Source organism: Bilophila wadsworthia ATCC 49260, assembly GCF_000701705.1.
Taxonomy (GTDB): Bacteria; Desulfobacterota; Desulfovibrionia; order Desulfovibrionales; family Desulfovibrionaceae; genus Bilophila; species Bilophila wadsworthia.
This window is the reverse complement of the sequence record NZ_JNJP01000049.1, coordinates 1-15,259: the sequence shown is the minus strand read 5'-3', so window position 1 is coordinate 15,259 and position 15,259 is coordinate 1. Positions and strand designations below refer to the sequence as shown.

Sequence of the window (15,259 nt, the reverse complement as noted above, 5' to 3'; positions counted from 1 at the left end):
AGCCCCGGCGGACTTTCTCCTGCCGGGGCTTCTGGCGTCATGCCTCAATTTTGAAGGTTTTCCCTTGCCTCTTTTATGGAAGCCCTCTTGATGTCGGCCTGAAACTCCATCACGCGGCCCAAGAGGAACACGACCCCGTAAGGACACAAGGGGACCAAGGGCCCGTCAGCTTGCGTTCTCGGCGGCCTGTTTCATGGCCCGCTTCATGGCGTAGAGCATGCCATCCGCCCGCTTGACGATTTCCGAAAGGCCGTGATCCGTTTCCGGATTGAAAAAGGCATGTCCCCAAGCGGCACTCAGATGTATTTCGTTTTCCTCGTTGTAGCGCGCGATACGTTGTTCCAACTTTTGCTGGCACTTTTTCACATCGGAAAGCGAAACCTCGTGCAAGGCGGCAATGAATTCGTCCCCGCCGTAGCGGTACAATTTGGCGGTGGGAGGCATGGTTTCCCGTAGGAGCGAGGCGAAATCCCTAAGGAGCCGATCCCCGGCGAGGTGCCCCCATGTGTCGTTGACCCGTTTCATGCCGTTGAGATCGAACAGGATGAGGCATAGGGAACGCACCGAGTCGAAATCATGGGCCATCCTCACGCAGCTCGTCTCGTAGGCGTTGCGGTTGCCGAGTTCGGTCAGGCTGTCCGTAAAGGCCATCTGGTGCGTCTGCTGGATATAGTCGAAGGCATCCTTTCCATACCGGAACGGGAACACTTCGTCCGAATCCACGACTTCGTAAGGGTGGGACAGATGCATGTGCACGACATGGAGTCGGTCGCCAATCAACCGATAAAAGAAGGATACCCGTTGCAGAGTCCGTATGAACAGGCCGGTTTCCTCATCGGAAGTAACCGTACAGCAACCGAAGATGAGACAGGAGTGCTCATCCTCATAGGCGACCTGATAGGTTTCCTGCTCCATCGTGAAGGTGACAAGCTGCTCGATCTGCAAGAGTTCCCTGAGCTTGTCCACGCCGGTGGTGTACTGGGCGCGTGAAGGCCCGATCCACGTGACGCCCTCTGCCATCTGCGCGTAAACGAAGTCCTCGTCACGCCGATAATGCCGATACATGATCTCGTGGGTCAATTCGATACCGCGCCGGCCCAACGGGCCCATTCCTTCTTCATTTTCGATACGATACACGCTGCTCATCGTTTCTCTCCTCTTCCGCAGGACAGAAGCCCCGTTCCCGCAAAAAGGCGGTCCTATTGGGGAGGGAAGCCCAAGCCCCCGGGCATGTCAACAGCCCCGCAGGAGCCCCAAAAGACTGTGAAGGCGGACGGGGCATGACATCCCGAAGCCGAAACGCAAGCCGGGCAGGCCGTTCTACCGCAAGTCAGGTGCCGTCCGGTGCAGTCTGAACAGAACGAAAAACGCGGCAACCTGGACGAGTTGAATACAGAGGTAGCAGGCAAACCAGCCGAACCCCGAATAGAGAGCTCCGGGGATGTAGGAGCCGAGAAGCCCGCCGAAATAATAACAGGAAAGAAAAAGCCCATTGACCATACCGCGGTCGCCATGACCGGAGAGCATGGCCTGATGGTTGATAAGGCCGGGGCTGATGGAATGGACGACAAACTCCCCAAAGGCTATGAGCCATAGCCCGCCGAACAAGGCCCAAAGGGAAGGGACCGCAAGCGTGAGACAGGAGGCGACATAGACGGCGGACGCGAAAAGAATAAGCCTTGTTGGCGTCTTAAACACGCGCATGAGCGGCGCAAGGGACAACGAAGCGACAAGGCCGACGGAATACCCGAAATACATGAGTCCGATGAGCCCCTCGGAGTGGCCCTGCCCGAGTTCCGCCATACGGAAAGGGATAAGGTTGCCGATGGCGGCGAAGACAAAGATACCGCAGGCTTCGGCGAAAAAGAGACTGGGGACCCCCCTGCCCTTGAAAACGGCGAGGTATTCACGTGGGCTGTGGAGGCGCGCACTGGCGTTGCGCATTTCCGGAATGCTTCGGATGAAGAGGAGGACAAGGAAAAAGAAAAAACAGATAACGGCGAGCGTGGCACGCCACCCGAACATCTGCGCAGCCCAGCCTCCGATAATTCGACCGCACAGCGAACCGACAAGATTGGAGGTCACATAGCCCGCAAGCGCACGGTTGAGATCCAGGTGGCGGAACATGACGGCAATGCCGGACATGACGGCTGTGAGCACCACCGGAACCAGCAACGCCTGTAAAGCGCGGATGCCGAGAAGGACAAGAAAGGACGGGGCAAACCAAATCCCCACGCCGCTTATACCGAGCAGGAGGGAAGCCCCCAGAATGGCACGCCGCACGCCGATACGGCTGAGCAGCATCCCCACGCAGAGAGGCGAGACGGCGAGCGACAGCATGAACACGCTGACGAGCAGCCCCGTGGAGCCTTTGTCCACACCGAAATCCCTGCTCACCGAGTTGAACATGGGTTGCGGAGCATACATCAGCGTATAGACGCAAATGGAAATCAACAGAAGCCCGGCATAGGTTCTCAAGATCGCATTCTGATGAGTGCGAGGATGACCCGACATAATCCCCTCCCAGTCTTTTTCAGCTGAAACGCTCGGAACATGCCTCTCTTCGCAGGCATCAAACAGGGCAACAGCCCCTATCAGGCAGAGAAAAAGGTGAACAGACCGGAGCCTCCGCCCATATAGTTCGGTCTAGTCTCCATGAAAAACCGGCTCTCTGAAAAGCGCTTTTCAAGCTCTAACACAAAACTGTTTCTGTCAATGGAATCACCGCCGCCATTTCGACGGGGCAGGCCGTAAAGGGGATTTCAGTCCCCCCCTCCCTCCTTTCTTCCCCCTCTTCACACATATGTCCCCACAACGGCGCAAGACATAAAAAAGCGCACTCCGAACATGTTTCGACATAATGAAGAGCCTCCATTGAATGCTAGAGGAATATGGTCTACGTACAAACAAGAAGGCCTCGTAAAAAGGAGAGATGTATGCCCCGGAACCGTTTTTTCCACTGCCTGACGCTGGCCGCCGCGTTTTTCCTGCTCTGGGAAACGCAGGCGTCGGCCTATGAAACGCGCGTCGTAACCGACCATGCAAACACCCCCCTGTTCCAACTGCGCTTTTTTGATCAGGGGGAAGAGTACGGCAACGCCCTTTCTGAGACGGAAGGAGAAGTCTCCACCTGGCAGTTGAGCGCCGCGCAGAAAGACGCCGTTACCCAGGCCGTGGAACTCTGGGCGGACATTCTCGGTCCCGGAGCGAACAACGCCGTACCCGCCGCCATCAACGTGGGCACCATGAACGAGGTAAACGCCGATGCGATAAGCGTTGCGAATCCGACGTGGCATGGGACTCCCTGGGAGGGATCCAGCGGGTTGGCGGGCGCACTCATCGGCGATCAAAGCATGAATCCTCCGGCCCAGATACGGATCGGCAAAATGAATTTCAGCATTCCGGACATCCCGTCGCCCCTGCCCACGGGCAACGGCATAGATCTGGTCGGAACCCTGTACCATGAAATGGGCCATGCCCTGGGCATTTCCTCCTTGGCCCTCGTGGGGGAAGACGATGACGGTAACCCCGTGTATGGATTCGATACGGAGATCTCTCCTTGGGATCGCCACTTGGTCGATCGATACGGCGTCACCCCCACAACCGACATGGAAGTCGTCCGGTCAGAACCAGAAACCGCGCCGGGGGCCGACCCCGTGTTCACGGTCGGCGAGATGACGGAAAGCGGCGTCCTCTTCAAAGGAACACATGTGAGCGAGGTGCTGGCGGGCGCGCTGAACGGCGGGCTGCCGATAGAAGGCTTTGAAGGGGATAGCCTGGATCTGTCGCACATCGAGCTGGACCGCAGCCTCATGAGCCATCAGGACTACCGCAACTATCAGGTTTTCATGGAAGCCGAACTCGCAGCGCTTCAGGATATCGGGTACACGATTGACCGCAAAAATTTTTACGGTTTTTCCGTTTACGGGGACAACCTGACGCTCAGCAACGGACAGGGGTATTTTGCCCGCAACGCCGACGGCACGGCGTATCTGCCCGGGCAGCCCAACACCGCGGCCTACGGCGTGGGTCTGCATATCTACGGCAGCGGCAACGACATCACCCAGACCGCGGATCTGCTGGCCTGCGGCACAGCCGGAACCGGAATCCGCGTGGACGGCGAGGCCAACACCCTACGCATCGCCCCTGGAGTGCACGTGTCCGCCGACGGAGCCTATGGCACGGGGCTGCTTCTAGCTTACGGCAAAGGCCAGAACGTCGTCAGCCGGGGAGAAATCCGGGCTACAGGGACCGGCGGCGCGGGTGCGCGCTTCGACTTCGGCGGCAGCCTGCTCGGCCTGGACTCCGGCCTGACCGCCGAATACCGCGGCTCATACATCCGAAGCCGGACGGAAGCCGCAGAGGATGAGTCCGGCAACATCGTCACCCAGCTTTATGAACGGTACGAGCTGCTCGACGAACTGAAAGGCCCGCTTACGGAGCGTTTCGACGTAAGCGGCCCCCTGTCCGGGAATGCGGCCGCCATATACATTTCCCGCAACGCCTGGGTAAAAAACATCAACATCGTAAACGGGGCGGCGCTGAGCGGGGACATCATTTCGGACTGGAACCCCGGCAACTCGGACGTGCAGCAAGATCAAGCGGCCGCCAACGGCGACGATCTGTTCACCAGCCTGAGTTTCGGCCGTCTGGCGGCGGGCGACGGATCGGCGACGGACGCGCCCGATCCGGACTTCCGCCTGCGCTACGACGGCAACATCCTCGGCAGGCACAGCATCAGGATGTCCGTAGGCGGCGGCGCGCTGTCCTTCAACGGGCGGGCCGAGGTGCTGGATGTGAACGTAAGGGAGGGCGCGACCCTGAGCGGCAATGCCGAGTACACCCTGAACGCCCTCGACAACGGCTACGTCTCCGTAGACGGCACCTTCACCAACGCGGGTATCGTCGCCCCCGGCAATAGCATCGGTACCATTACGATCAACGGCGACTATCACCAGACCGCGACCGGGCGCCTGTTCACAGAATTCGACGCTTCGGGCACGTCCGACAGACTCGCCGTCAACGGGAACGCCGTTGTAAACGGCACCCTGTATCTCGCTCCCCTGCCCGGCTATTACGCGGGAAGCCTCTCCCTCACGCCGATCACAGCTTCCGGAAACCTGACGGAAGCTTATGCCACAAACCTTCTTTTGGACTCGCCCACGCTGGAAATGGCCGCCACACCTCAAGGCGGCACGGCCACAATCCTCTCCTCCCGCGCCGCCGACGCCTACAGCCGATACGCCGCGAACGGCAACGCCGCCAACGTAGGCCGGGCGCTCTCCTCTGCTGAAGGGGTACGGGACGACATGCGGAACCTCTACGCGGCGCTGGACTTCTCCGCGGCTGACGGGAGCACCGTCCGCGACGCCCTTTCCCAGCTTTCGCCCGACGCCTACGGCAATGCGGCGCTGGCGAGTTTCGATATGCACCGTATGCTTTCCGATTTGATTCTTCCCGGCACATTCTCCCGCGCTCCGCAAAAGGACGGGGAATGGCATGTTTTCGCACAGCCCTACGCAGGGACGTTCGACCAGCCGGGACGCAGCGGCATGGGCGGCTACGACGCCACGAACGTCGGCCTGATCGGAGGTGCGGAACGGAGCACGCCCGGCGGGCTGACCGTCGGCGGGCACGTCGTGTTCAACCACCAATCCATGACCGGCGATGCCAATGGAAAGCTGCGCGGCGAAGGACTGTATCTCGGCGCGCAGGGCCTGTACGCCCCGGCGGGCTGGGATGGTTGGAACGTCTTCGGCATCGGACGTCTGGGCGTGGAGAACTGGCGCATGAAGCGGGCCGTTTCCTTCAACGGCTACAACCGCGAAAACAACAAGGACTGGACCGGGTTCTCGGGCTCGGTCCGTGCGGGCGGCGGCTATGAGGCCGACTGGGGTACAATCAAGGCCGGGCCCTTCGCCGCGCTGGACTACGCCTTCTCGTCACGCCCGTCCCTGACGGAAGACAACGGCATGGGCAGCCGACTCCATCTGGATTCCGAAACCTTCCACTCGCTGCGCTCCAGCCTCGGTGTCCGCATGAGCACGAATGAAAGGCAACTCGGCGAACACGCCACCTGGAAGGCTCACGCCTCCGCCGCGTGGAACCACGAACTGCTCGACAAGGCGGGCACGATGCACGCCTCATTCGTGGAAGCGGCCAACGCGGGCTTCTCCAACACTGTGAAGGTCCCGGGCCGCGACAGCCTTGGCCTCGGCGCGGGCGTACGTTTCAACACGGACAAGCACGTCTCTTTCTCCTTAAACGCCGGGAGCGAACTTTTCCGCCGTGATGCAACATCCGTTTACGGAAACCTCGCTGTGGAATGGAAGTTCTAGAATTTTCCGACCTCCCACACAACAAAGCCCCCTTCCTCACGGTTGGGGGCTTCCTCTTTTCTGTCCCCGACAGTTCACATTGGGCCGCTCATCATGATGAGTGCACCGAAACTGCCAGCCGCAGCGGCCTCACAAACAAGGACGGCCCCCCGGCGCGGCGGTTCCCGGCCGGATTCAAGGGAAGCAACGCTTCATTTAAAACCGCGGCTGCGTCATATCTCGTATATCCCACGGATGGGCTACCGACACACCTGCCCGGCAAGCTGACCAAGCCGGTAGGCCATCTCAACGGCTCCCCGTGTTCCGTATGGCGAACGGCACCCAGCATATAAGAATACTGTCAGAACTACCGACAAAATAACGGTATATCCATATACCAAGTGAGACTCTTGGAGAGTATGAAACTTGGATAAAAAGCCCCGCAAGGCTTTTGAGGCTTTGCGGGGCTTTTTGAGATTCTTTTTGGCGGAAACGTATAGGAGTCGAACCTACCAACGACCTTTCGACCGTCCACCAGTTTTGAAGACTGCTAATCAACATTATACGGCATAACTTCACATCACCTGAAATCCTTTTTTTACAATATATTATACGTTCAACCATTACCAGAGGTTACTACGGTTTCCTTTCGCTTTTCTCTCCGGCGCGGGATAAGAGCGGGATACAAGGAGGCCTCAACGATGGCTGTGCAGTGGTATAAAACCAAGTTCCTCGGAGTACGCTACAGAGAACACCCTACCCGGAAACACGGCATCCGTCCCGATCGCTGTTTTTCAATCCGCTACAAGCTGGACGGAAAAGATAAGGAAGAGGCCATAGGGTGGGCAAGTGAAGGGTGGACGGCGGAAAAAGCCTATGCTCAACTTTCCCGGATCCGCGAAAATATCAGGACAGGAAAAGGCGTTACGTCCTTAAAAGCACTCCGCGAAGCACAAGCACGGAAACCAACCGTCCCCTCCCCTTCTGGGGTTACTGTCCAAAATCTTTGGGAGGATTTCTTCAAATGCAAGGCGGGGAACCGAAGCATAGATGAAGACAGGTTCATCTACTCGAAACACATCAAGCCGGTATTCGCTGACAAAAAGCCTGACGACATGACGGTCGAAAGGATTGATACGTTCCGTGACGGCCTGCTTTCTTCCGGGTTGGCCCCTCAGACTGTCAAGAACATCCTGAGCCTGTTGCGGCGGCTCGTCCGTTGGGGAGAACGCCGCGGACGCTGTGAAGTCCCCCGCTCCATCCGAAACCTTGAAATGCCCAAGGTCGATAATATCGTCACGGAAAACCTGACTTCTGAGCAAATCGCAAAATTGCTGGAAGTATTGCGCGGCGAGCGTGATCAACAGGCCGCAAACGCCATGCGTCTGGCTCTTTGCACCGGGATGCGGAAAACGGCGATACTGTCCCTGCAGTGGGAAGACTTGGACTTCGAGCACGGTTTCATCACGCTACGCGGCGAAACAGCCAAAAAGGGGCGAACGGAAAAAATTCCCATGCCTGAAGCGGCACGGAACGTTTTTACCTCCATCATCCGACGCGGGCCGTATGTCTTCCCCTCCCCGGATGGATGGGACAAACCGCGCCGCGACTGCCGCCGGGCCTTTACCCGCATAAGGGCTACAGCGGGACTCCCAGAGCACTTCCGCCCGATGCATGGGTTACGTCATACCTTCGCTTCGTTGCTGGCGTCATCCGGCAAGGTAGACCTCCTGACGTTGCAAAAGCTGCTTACCCACGGCAGCCCGCAAATGACGCAACGCTATGCACATCTTCACGATGAGGCATTGAAAAAAGCTTCGTCCGTGATTGACGATCTGGTGAAGGAATAGAAAAAACACCGCATTGCATAAACGAGAAGCCCCGGCGGAAGAGATTCCGCCGTGACTTCTCATATCACGCCTCAATAAATGGGCAACTGTCCCATTATAGCCCGTTACTATTTATATTTATACATAATTTGGCATAGTAGGCGCGTTTAGTATGCCAGCCTCTTCTCTTTTGGACTGAGCCATATCGTGCAAGGCTGTTAAAAAATCTGGTGGGGTAATTTTTCTGGACCTAGCATTTCCGGCATGATGGACAAACGCAGTATTCCCATCGATCTGTCGAATGAGTGGCTGCTCCAACAACGCCCATTCTCCTTGAGCATCTTTTACCATTGCTACAGCTAGTTCTGGTGATTTTCCTCCTCGGTATTGTGAAATTGCATCCGCAACTGTCGCATAATGGCCACTCAATGCCTCTCTCGCCTCCATTTTGGTTAGGATCAGACACAGTTTATCATAGAGACCCATTACACCATATTCTTTCATTGGATCCGAAAAATATGCTTGAAAAATATCATCTACATCATTTTCCAGCGATGGGTTTGCAAGTCTTACGATATCTTCAAACTGCTGCATAAATTTACTTTGTACACTAATGAGTTCATCTCCTATTTTTCCTGACTCTTCTTCTTTCTCTCTAAACATATGCTCTGCTTGTGTTGCAATTCGAGAAATCTCTTGATCACAGGGTGCTTTTTTAAATAATTCAAATGCCTTAGCAGCATCAACTTGAGCAACATTACGAACATTCGATATATCAATATATTTTTGTTCAATACGTTCTAATTCATCTAATACCTCGCCGATTCCTTCTTTAAATGGAGTAACACTATGGGCTATCTCTTTAAGAATATTATATACTACCCCTTTAAATCTTTTGTAATCTGCATTTTCATTGATTACATTAGAGTGAAACGCAAATTTCTGCGCACCTACTGACAGCATAAAAAAGCTACATCCACTAAGTGCTGGGGTCAAAATCACAGAACAGTCAGGAGATATTTTACATCCTCCATCTTGTTGTGCATATTGGAATAGAAATCCCTGACTAGACTTTCGAAAATCTGCAACTACCCCGTCAAAACCTGCTGGAGAATTTACTTTTCCTTTATGATCAAACGCTAACAATACAACATTTCCCCTGCTGTTTGTGGCAGGAATACCAATATGTATATCATGGGATATTTGATATGCAGAAACAGTGTTATATGGCCAAGAAGAAATATCAGGAACATTGGTAAATTTCATATCAATTGGAAAAGAATGAAACAAGTCATGTAAAGCAGTATCTGAGGATCCTTGAAAAAACTTTTCTATAACAATAGCAACATCGCTCTCCTTATAAGAAGCTGATGGGTAATTAGGGTCAATATGAACAAAATTAGGAGGAGTGAGAGTGATTTGGCTCATATAAAACTCCTATTAGTTGATTGTGGACTATCCCAATAGCGTTACGAGATAACAAAAATAACGTATTCATAGCATAAGGAAATTTTTCCATCACCAAAGGGCTATCTATGCACTCTGATTGAACCTATCAGTTCACCTATAGCCCGTTATCACCCTGAAAAGCAACACCCTTGACTTTCCTCCCATTTTCTGGCGATCTGACCTCCCCAGACAGTAACAGGCGTATCCGTCGCCTTTGCCATGCCCCACATGGTGAAAAAGAGCGGATTTTTTGCATCTTGCCACCATTGCATCCTTTTTTCAGGGTGTTGGTTACATATTGGCGAGGTGACGTCCGGTATCCGTGAGGACCGGCGGCTGTTACTGGCCGGGGAGCGTCACCTTGCCTTTTTTGTTTCCAAATCCCAAACAGTAACGAGGTGCATTATGGCAAAGGCTACCCTTTCTCCCGTCCAGTTCCACGGCTCAACCATTTTCGTCGTCACCCACAAGGGCGAACCCTACGCCCCCATAAAGCCCATCGTGGAAGACATGGGGCTGACATGGGAAGCACAAGCCAGAAAGTTACGCGACAACAGGGACAGGTGGGGTATGATCAACATGATCATACCCTCCGCATCAGGGAACCAAGACACCCTCTGTATGCCCGTCCGCAAGCTCCCCGCCTTCTTCGCCAGCATCAACCCCAACAAGGTACGCCCCGAACTCCGCGACCGTATCCGCCTCTACCAAGACGAGTGCGACGACGCCCTCTGGAACTACTGGACAAAGGGGCAAGCCACCCGGAGGCCAAAGGCCGCCCTGCCCGCCGTACCCCAACCAACACGGCAGGAGCAGACAGCCGCCGCGCTGGAACGCTTCCGTACCTTCCAACGGGAGTTCTTCAAGGTCGGGTCTGAACTGGAACATTGCCTGCGCGATGCCTACTGGATTCCCGGCAATGCCATGCCGGACAACCTGAAGCCCTTCGCAAACGGCATGAACTACGGCATCCAGTCCCTTTTTTCCGCCACCTGCCACACGATGGAAGCAATGGAACGGTACGCTTCCGCCCATATCGCCGGGGAAGAACTCATGCGGCGGGGCGCACAATGAGCGGCCTCACCACCCTCGACGCCGCCAAGGGAATGCAGCGCAGGCACGCCAAGCTCCTGCGGGACATAGATCGCCTCCGCTCCATCCTCCCGCCGGACTTCGCGGCCTCGGCCTTCATCCCGGATGCCCGCATCGATGCCGCCGGGAACCGACAACGCTTCTTCCACCTCACCCGTAACGCCCTGCCCTTCCTCTTCATGGGGCAGGCCACAAAACACGAAATCCGCTGGATGGCCGAAACCGTTCTAACTATAAAAATAACGAAACCTTCAGGAATCTAACGACGTTAGATCGTAGCCGAAAATAATCGTAACAGTTTTTGCAGAAGCCTAGCCTTGTTATCCGCGAAAACCATGCCCCTGTATGCCTTTTGCATGACAACCTTGTTGACAACGAAGAAGCAAGACGGTATACAGAAATAAAATTAACGTTCCATATAAACATATACATAAGAAGGTATACAAATGGATGTTGAAAGCTTTGAAGAGGCTTTTTGGGAACTGGAACATATCCGAATCGTTGTGCGTGCAGATCGCGATGAAGAAATTGCGAATGATTACGATTTTAAACGAGCGTTAGAAAATGGAAAAACAGTCACTGATCTTAAAAGATTACGGATTGAACCATGTTTAGAAAATTTAGAATATGAACTCTATGACGGTTCGTTTGATCAGCCACATGGACGTACTAAGCTCGGAACCGTCCGGGACTCGTACGAGGATTAACATATAAAAAATGGAGTGAGCAATGAAAGATTCGTGGTGTGAAAAGCTTCCTTACAACGGCAAAGATATCTCTGGTGGAGCTGCACGCAATGTGCGAATTTCGCGAGCGGGCGGTATGGACAACATTATTGCAGGTGCTGTTCGATGGGCTCTCGAATGCGCTACTGCAGCCGTACCCTCAGATAATAAATCAAAAATTCTCAAATTTAGGAAAAGAGCTGCATAGTAGATAAATGAGACATAAACACGTCAAAAAGCCCCGGCGGAATCTCTCCCGCCGGGGCTTCTGGCGTCACGCCTCAATCAACCATCCCGCAAAATCCCCGAACCGGAACACCTCCACGGCGTCGGGCCCCAACTCCCCACGGTAAAGGGGCCGCGGCACGCCGGACAGCGAAAGTTCTTCCTCCATCCATTCGCCCTCCTTTTTACCCCCAAACGACGGTAGGCTTGATCTTCTTTGCCGCGCAATCAGCCAGATAGGAGTTGATCAGCGTCTGATAGGGCATATTCACCTGCTCGGACAGGCTCTTAAAATAATCTACCGTCGCCTTATCCAAACGGATAGTCACGGTCGCCTTGGCAGGCTTGACATACGGATTCTTGACGGCATCAGAGAAATCATATTCTTCACGCATGGTTATTTCCTCCTTTCGTATGCGGCGGACTCTTTTTTTGTAGCCTTTCTCGCAGAAATGATCCTTATCCTCTCGTCATCTTCTCTGTAACAGTGACAGACCACGAGAATGCGTAAAACTGTACTTAACCCCAAAAGAATAAAGCGATCTTCGTCTTCGGAGTGGTCAGGATCGAATATCCTCAGCGCATCGTAGTCGCCAAACACCGTTTGTGCTTCCTCAAAGGTAACACCGTGTTTTTTCTGATTGATAGAAGCTTTTTCAGCGTCCCATTCAAATCGCATGGCTGGACTCCTTTGTGTATTTAAAATTTATGTATGATATAAATTTTTGTCAATACATAATAGTTCTCCTAGACCTACGCCCCCACAAAACACGAAATCCGCTGGATGGCCGAAACCGTCCGTCGCACCGCATAAACGAGAAGCCCCGGCGGAATCTCTCCCGCCGGGGCTTCTGGCGTCACGCCTCAATCAACCATCCCGCAAAATCCCCGAATCGGAACACCTCCACGGCGTCGGGCCCCAACTCCCCACGGTAAAGGGGACGCTGTACGCCGGACAGCGAAAGCTCTTTCCGCATCACCGCCCCCGGCTCCGCGCCCTGCCTGAGCTTGCAATCCCACGTCAGCCGGGACAGCACCGTTGCCGGATAGCCGCCGGGGGATTCTTCCTTGTCCACGACGATGATCGCCCCGCCCGGCTTCACCTTCCCCCGAAGCGTCGCAAGCAACCGCCGCCGCTCCGGGACAGGCAGGAACATGAGCGTCAGAAAGGCAATCCCCACGTCGAAAGCCTTGTACGGATAGCGTGCCACGTCCGCCGTGATCGCCCTCCCCGGCCCCCGGTACGCCGCCACCATGTCCCGGCACTCGTCCAGCGCGACAAGCCGCGCCTCCCGCTCATGCAGCGTCGGCGCCAGCACGCGCCCGATGTTCCCGGTGGAACACCCCAGATCATACACCTTGCCCCCCTGCGGGATGTAGTGCCGGGCAATCATGGCCACCGCCGCCGTCGCCATGTCGTACCAAGGAAGCTGTTCGCGGACATGCCCGTCAAACTGGCCGGAGAAGCCGCGAAACGTCCAGTCCTTCAACTCCCGCGCCGCCCGAGTCATAAGCTCACCCCCAGACGGGTACTGAAGGCGGCAAGAGCCTCTTCCGCCATGCCGAGCCTGCGGCCGCCGGGATACGGCAGATCGAACTCGAACTGGAGCGCGGCGGCGAGGCGTTCAGGGTTCACAGGGCGGGGCTTGCGGCAGATTGCGGCGATTGACGTGGACTTGGGGCAGATTTCCACTTCATCAAAAAACTGAAGGAAAAGTTCCCTGAACTCAGCGCGATCATAGTATTTCTGTACTTTTGGAGCCACGCCGAGATCCCCAATCGTGACCCCCCTCTCCCAAGCGACGCGGAACGTGCCTTCACACATGCCATGCTCATTCAAGCTAGGGCCGCGAGTGTGGCACTGCCAGTTTGCCCCCTTGGTGGAGCGCGCCGAAGCGTACAGTGTGGAATCCCCATCACACAGTGCGGCGCAAATACAAACGATGTGTTCCCGGTCGGAAACAAAGGGCACTGAATTAAGGACGGACGACAGAAAGAGGGAGGTGAAGCGTTTCCCGGAACGTACAGCATGAATGACCCCCTCGGCTGACCGCCTGCCACGGTCAAAGGAAATCCGTTCGTGTCCATCGTTTTCGTAAGGCTCGAACGCCGTAACGTCGATCCCCGCTTCACGGAGCATACGCGCCTCGTCGCCATGCCCCGAACCGAAATCGAGCACGGAATCACCACAAACGTGTAGCCACTTCGCCCTGTGCTCAGGATCCGCAATGTCAAAGTCGGCGTTGCGGCGGCTGCGGAAAACGGGGATGACATAGGCTGTCCCCAACGTGCGGCGTCTCATCCTGCTGCGGCGGAAGGCCCCATACCGCAGCATGTCCGCGTTGTCCCCCTCAAAATGGAAATCCATGCTCAACAGGTTCAGCATTGCCCGTGCAAGCTCGGCCTTCACCGGGGATACGGTGATGGCCTCTATCGTTTCCCTGCCCTTCCGCGCCGCAGCCTCAAGCCGCCCGATGCCGTTGACCACCGCGTCGTCCTCAGTCAGCACAATGGGCAACTGGACGCCAAGCCGCGCCAGAGTCCGGCCTACGTTGGCGGATTGCGGCTGAAAGCTGGCCACATTCCGGCAGGCCAGTTGCCGGACGCTCCGCGTGGCCAAAGACAGGCACGGCCAAAACTCCGGCGCGTTCGGCTCAAGGTCGGGCAAACGTTCGGCAAGCTCATGAACATGGGCACGCTGAAGGTCGACCCGAAGCTGCACCTCATCGGCTGTCATGGGGATGTCGTTTGTGGCCCGGTTGAAAAGGATGTTCAGGCCGCGCCGCCGCTCCTGCGGGATGTCCACGAACATCACGGGAACCTGACGCGCCCCCATGGACATGGCCACGGCGTGGCGTTGATGGCCGGAAAGGATTTCCCCATCCGGCGTTGCGACGATAGGAAGCAGAAAACCGAGCCGGGACAGGGAAAGCCTCACCATCGCAAGGCGTTCCGCATCGGCGCGGCGGGGATTGTAGCCCGCGGGCTTCAGGCGTTCGACAGGCACAAGCTCTACTCCGCACATACGCCAAGCCTCCGCAGGATTTCCGCGTGGATCTCGGCTTTCGTAAAGCCCGCCGTGGTCATGAGGTCCCGCTCAAGCAAAAGGAACCGTTCGCGGGAAAGGGGAATGCGATAGGGGCCGACGATAATACGGGTGTCAGGCCCGCTGTCCTTCTTTGTCTGCATTGTTGCGATCTCGGCCGTCATGCGGCTCAAGGCCGGGGATCATGTCCCTCACGTATTTGATCTCCCCACAGCGGGGGCATTTGATTTCAAGGGCGATTGCCGTTCCTTTCGCCAGCAACCGCCCGCAGTTGCCGCACCGAATCTCTTTTTCAATCCCTCTCATTCGTTGAAAGTCCTATCTTGCGCCCCCGAGCATCGCCTGATAGCCTTTGCGCGCCCCTCGCTATGGGCACTCAACCGCAGGCGGAAACCTTGCACGATGCTACAATCATCGTGTGGGGCCGTGGTCCGGTGGTCGTACACCGGGCCGGTGGGGGAGGCTCCAATCTCCCCCGCCTCTGCCTGAAAAGATTATAACGGGTTACGCTTCCGGGGTCACGCGCCGCAACTCCGGCGGCGACTGCCTCCCCTCCCTCTCGCTCTCATAACTGCT

General features: G+C 55.9%; 15 protein-coding genes. 6 read left to right on the top strand and 9 right to left on the bottom strand.

Going from position 1 to position 15,259, the window contains the following annotated elements; translation table 11 throughout:
* Positions 1–165: 165 nt before the first annotated feature.
* Positions 166–1,146 carry a GGDEF domain-containing protein gene (locus T370_RS0114805; RefSeq protein WP_029436180.1) on the bottom strand — a complete coding sequence of 327 codons (981 nt, stop codon included), beginning with the start codon at positions 1,144–1,146 and terminating at the stop codon, positions 166–168.
* Positions 1,147–1,320: 174 nt separating this feature from the next.
* Positions 1,321–2,514 carry an MFS transporter gene (locus tag T370_RS0114800; protein ID WP_029436179.1) on the bottom strand — a complete coding sequence of 398 codons (1,194 nt, stop codon included), beginning with the start codon at positions 2,512–2,514 and terminating at the stop codon, positions 1,321–1,323.
* A 422-nt stretch (positions 2,515–2,936) separates the two neighbouring features.
* Between T370_RS0114800 and T370_RS0114795 the strand changes: the two genes are divergently transcribed.
* Entirely contained in the window at positions 2,937–6,338 is a 3,402-nt protein-coding gene (locus T370_RS0114795) for an autotransporter domain-containing protein (RefSeq protein WP_029436178.1), read from the top strand.
* A gap of 1,253 nt (positions 6,339–7,591) precedes the next feature.
* Complete coding sequence (locus T370_RS25390; protein WP_162177143.1) at positions 7,592–8,167, top strand: site-specific integrase; 576 nt, start codon at positions 7,592–7,594, stop codon at positions 8,165–8,167.
* 117 nt (positions 8,168–8,284) lie between these two features.
* On the opposite strand, the gene T370_RS25130 is transcribed toward T370_RS25390, so the two are convergent.
* Complete coding sequence (locus tag T370_RS25130; RefSeq protein WP_156034440.1) at positions 8,285–9,574, bottom strand: hypothetical protein; 1,290 nt, start codon at positions 9,572–9,574, stop codon at positions 8,285–8,287.
* 426 nt (positions 9,575–10,000) lie between these two features.
* Here T370_RS25130 and T370_RS23730 point away from each other — a divergent pair, with 426 nt between their 5' ends.
* The 4 genes from T370_RS23730 to T370_RS25120 all read left to right on the top strand — a co-directional run bounded on the left by T370_RS23730 (position 10,001) and on the right by T370_RS25120 (position 11,620).
* A complete protein-coding gene (locus T370_RS23730; RefSeq protein ID WP_051643866.1) occupies positions 10,001–10,669 on the top strand; it encodes a phage antirepressor N-terminal domain-containing protein in 669 nt (222 codons plus the stop codon).
* Positions 10,666–10,950 carry a Rha family transcriptional regulator gene (locus T370_RS0114765; RefSeq protein WP_051643865.1) on the top strand — a complete coding sequence of 95 codons (285 nt, stop codon included), beginning with the start codon at positions 10,666–10,668 and terminating at the stop codon, positions 10,948–10,950. The genes T370_RS23730 and T370_RS0114765 overlap by 4 nt, the downstream gene beginning before the upstream one ends.
* 183 nt (positions 10,951–11,133) lie before the next feature.
* Positions 11,134–11,394: a hypothetical protein gene (locus tag T370_RS25125; protein WP_156034439.1), complete on the top strand. Its 261-nt coding sequence runs from the start codon at positions 11,134–11,136 to the stop codon at positions 11,392–11,394.
* A gap of 22 nt (positions 11,395–11,416) precedes the next feature.
* Positions 11,417–11,620 (top strand): hypothetical protein, encoded by a 204-nt coding sequence (locus T370_RS25120; RefSeq protein ID WP_156034438.1) that lies wholly within the window; start codon positions 11,417–11,419, stop codon positions 11,618–11,620.
* 202 nt (positions 11,621–11,822) lie between these two features.
* Here T370_RS25120 and T370_RS0114750 read toward each other — a convergent pair whose 3' ends face one another.
* From T370_RS0114750 to T370_RS24460, 6 genes are all read right to left on the bottom strand, one after another.
* A complete protein-coding gene (locus T370_RS0114750) occupies positions 11,823–12,032 on the bottom strand; it encodes a BrnA antitoxin family protein (protein ID WP_029436173.1) in 210 nt (69 codons plus the stop codon).
* Positions 12,033–12,034: 2 nt separating this feature from the next.
* Positions 12,035–12,316, bottom strand: coding sequence for a BrnT family toxin (locus T370_RS0114745; protein WP_029436172.1), 282 nt, complete (start codon positions 12,314–12,316; stop codon positions 12,035–12,037).
* Positions 12,317–12,494: 178 nt separating this feature from the next.
* The gene (locus T370_RS0114740; protein ID WP_029436171.1) at positions 12,495–13,148 is read right to left on the bottom strand and encodes a methyltransferase domain-containing protein; all 654 of its coding nucleotides are present in this window, start codon (positions 13,146–13,148) and stop codon (positions 12,495–12,497) included.
* Positions 13,145–14,662 (bottom strand): ParB N-terminal domain-containing protein, encoded by a 1,518-nt coding sequence (locus T370_RS0114735; protein ID WP_029436170.1) that lies wholly within the window; start codon positions 14,660–14,662, stop codon positions 13,145–13,147. The genes T370_RS0114740 and T370_RS0114735 overlap by 4 nt, the downstream gene beginning before the upstream one ends.
* Positions 14,650–14,826 carry a hypothetical protein gene (locus T370_RS25110; protein WP_156034437.1) on the bottom strand — a complete coding sequence of 59 codons (177 nt, stop codon included), beginning with the start codon at positions 14,824–14,826 and terminating at the stop codon, positions 14,650–14,652. The genes T370_RS0114735 and T370_RS25110 overlap by 13 nt, the downstream gene beginning before the upstream one ends.
* Positions 14,798–14,989 carry a Com family DNA-binding transcriptional regulator gene (locus tag T370_RS24460; protein WP_081847569.1) on the bottom strand — a complete coding sequence of 64 codons (192 nt, stop codon included), beginning with the start codon at positions 14,987–14,989 and terminating at the stop codon, positions 14,798–14,800. Before T370_RS24460 ends, T370_RS25110 begins: the two co-directional genes overlap by 29 nt.
* Positions 14,990–15,259 lie beyond the last annotated feature (270 nt).

Bases quoted from the DNA above. Each gene is read 5' to 3' on its own strand.
- T370_RS0114765 (WP_051643865.1), top strand. From the start codon at position 10,666: ATGAGCGGCCTCACCACCCTCGACGCCGCCAAGGGAATGCAGCGCAGG.
- T370_RS0114805 (WP_029436180.1), bottom strand. From the start codon at position 1,146: ATGAGCAGCGTGTATCGTATCGAAAATGAAGAAGGAATGGGCCCGTTG.
- T370_RS23730 (WP_051643866.1), top strand. From the start codon at position 10,001: ATGGCAAAGGCTACCCTTTCTCCCGTCCAGTTCCACGGCTCAACCATT.
- T370_RS25125 (WP_156034439.1), top strand. From the start codon at position 11,134: ATGGATGTTGAAAGCTTTGAAGAGGCTTTTTGGGAACTGGAACATATC.
- T370_RS0114750 (WP_029436173.1), bottom strand. From the start codon at position 12,032: ATGCGTGAAGAATATGATTTCTCTGATGCCGTCAAGAATCCGTATGTC.
- T370_RS0114745 (WP_029436172.1), bottom strand. From the start codon at position 12,316: ATGCGATTTGAATGGGACGCTGAAAAAGCTTCTATCAATCAGAAAAAA.
- T370_RS25110 (WP_156034437.1), bottom strand. From the start codon at position 14,826: ATGCAGACAAAGAAGGACAGCGGGCCTGACACCCGTATTATCGTCGGC.
- T370_RS0114795 (WP_029436178.1), top strand. From the start codon at position 2,937: ATGCCCCGGAACCGTTTTTTCCACTGCCTGACGCTGGCCGCCGCGTTT.
- T370_RS24460 (WP_081847569.1), bottom strand. From the start codon at position 14,989: ATGAGAGGGATTGAAAAAGAGATTCGGTGCGGCAACTGCGGGCGGTTG.
- T370_RS0114735 (WP_029436170.1), bottom strand. From the start codon at position 14,662: ATGTGCGGAGTAGAGCTTGTGCCTGTCGAACGCCTGAAGCCCGCGGGC.
- T370_RS25390 (WP_162177143.1), top strand. From the start codon at position 7,592: ATGCCCAAGGTCGATAATATCGTCACGGAAAACCTGACTTCTGAGCAA.
- T370_RS25120 (WP_156034438.1), top strand. From the start codon at position 11,417: ATGAAAGATTCGTGGTGTGAAAAGCTTCCTTACAACGGCAAAGATATC.
- T370_RS0114740 (WP_029436171.1), bottom strand. From the start codon at position 13,148: ATGACTCGGGCGGCGCGGGAGTTGAAGGACTGGACGTTTCGCGGCTTC.
- T370_RS0114800 (WP_029436179.1), bottom strand. From the start codon at position 2,514: ATGTCGGGTCATCCTCGCACTCATCAGAATGCGATCTTGAGAACCTAT.
- T370_RS25130 (WP_156034440.1), bottom strand. From the start codon at position 9,574: ATGAGCCAAATCACTCTCACTCCTCCTAATTTTGTTCATATTGACCCT.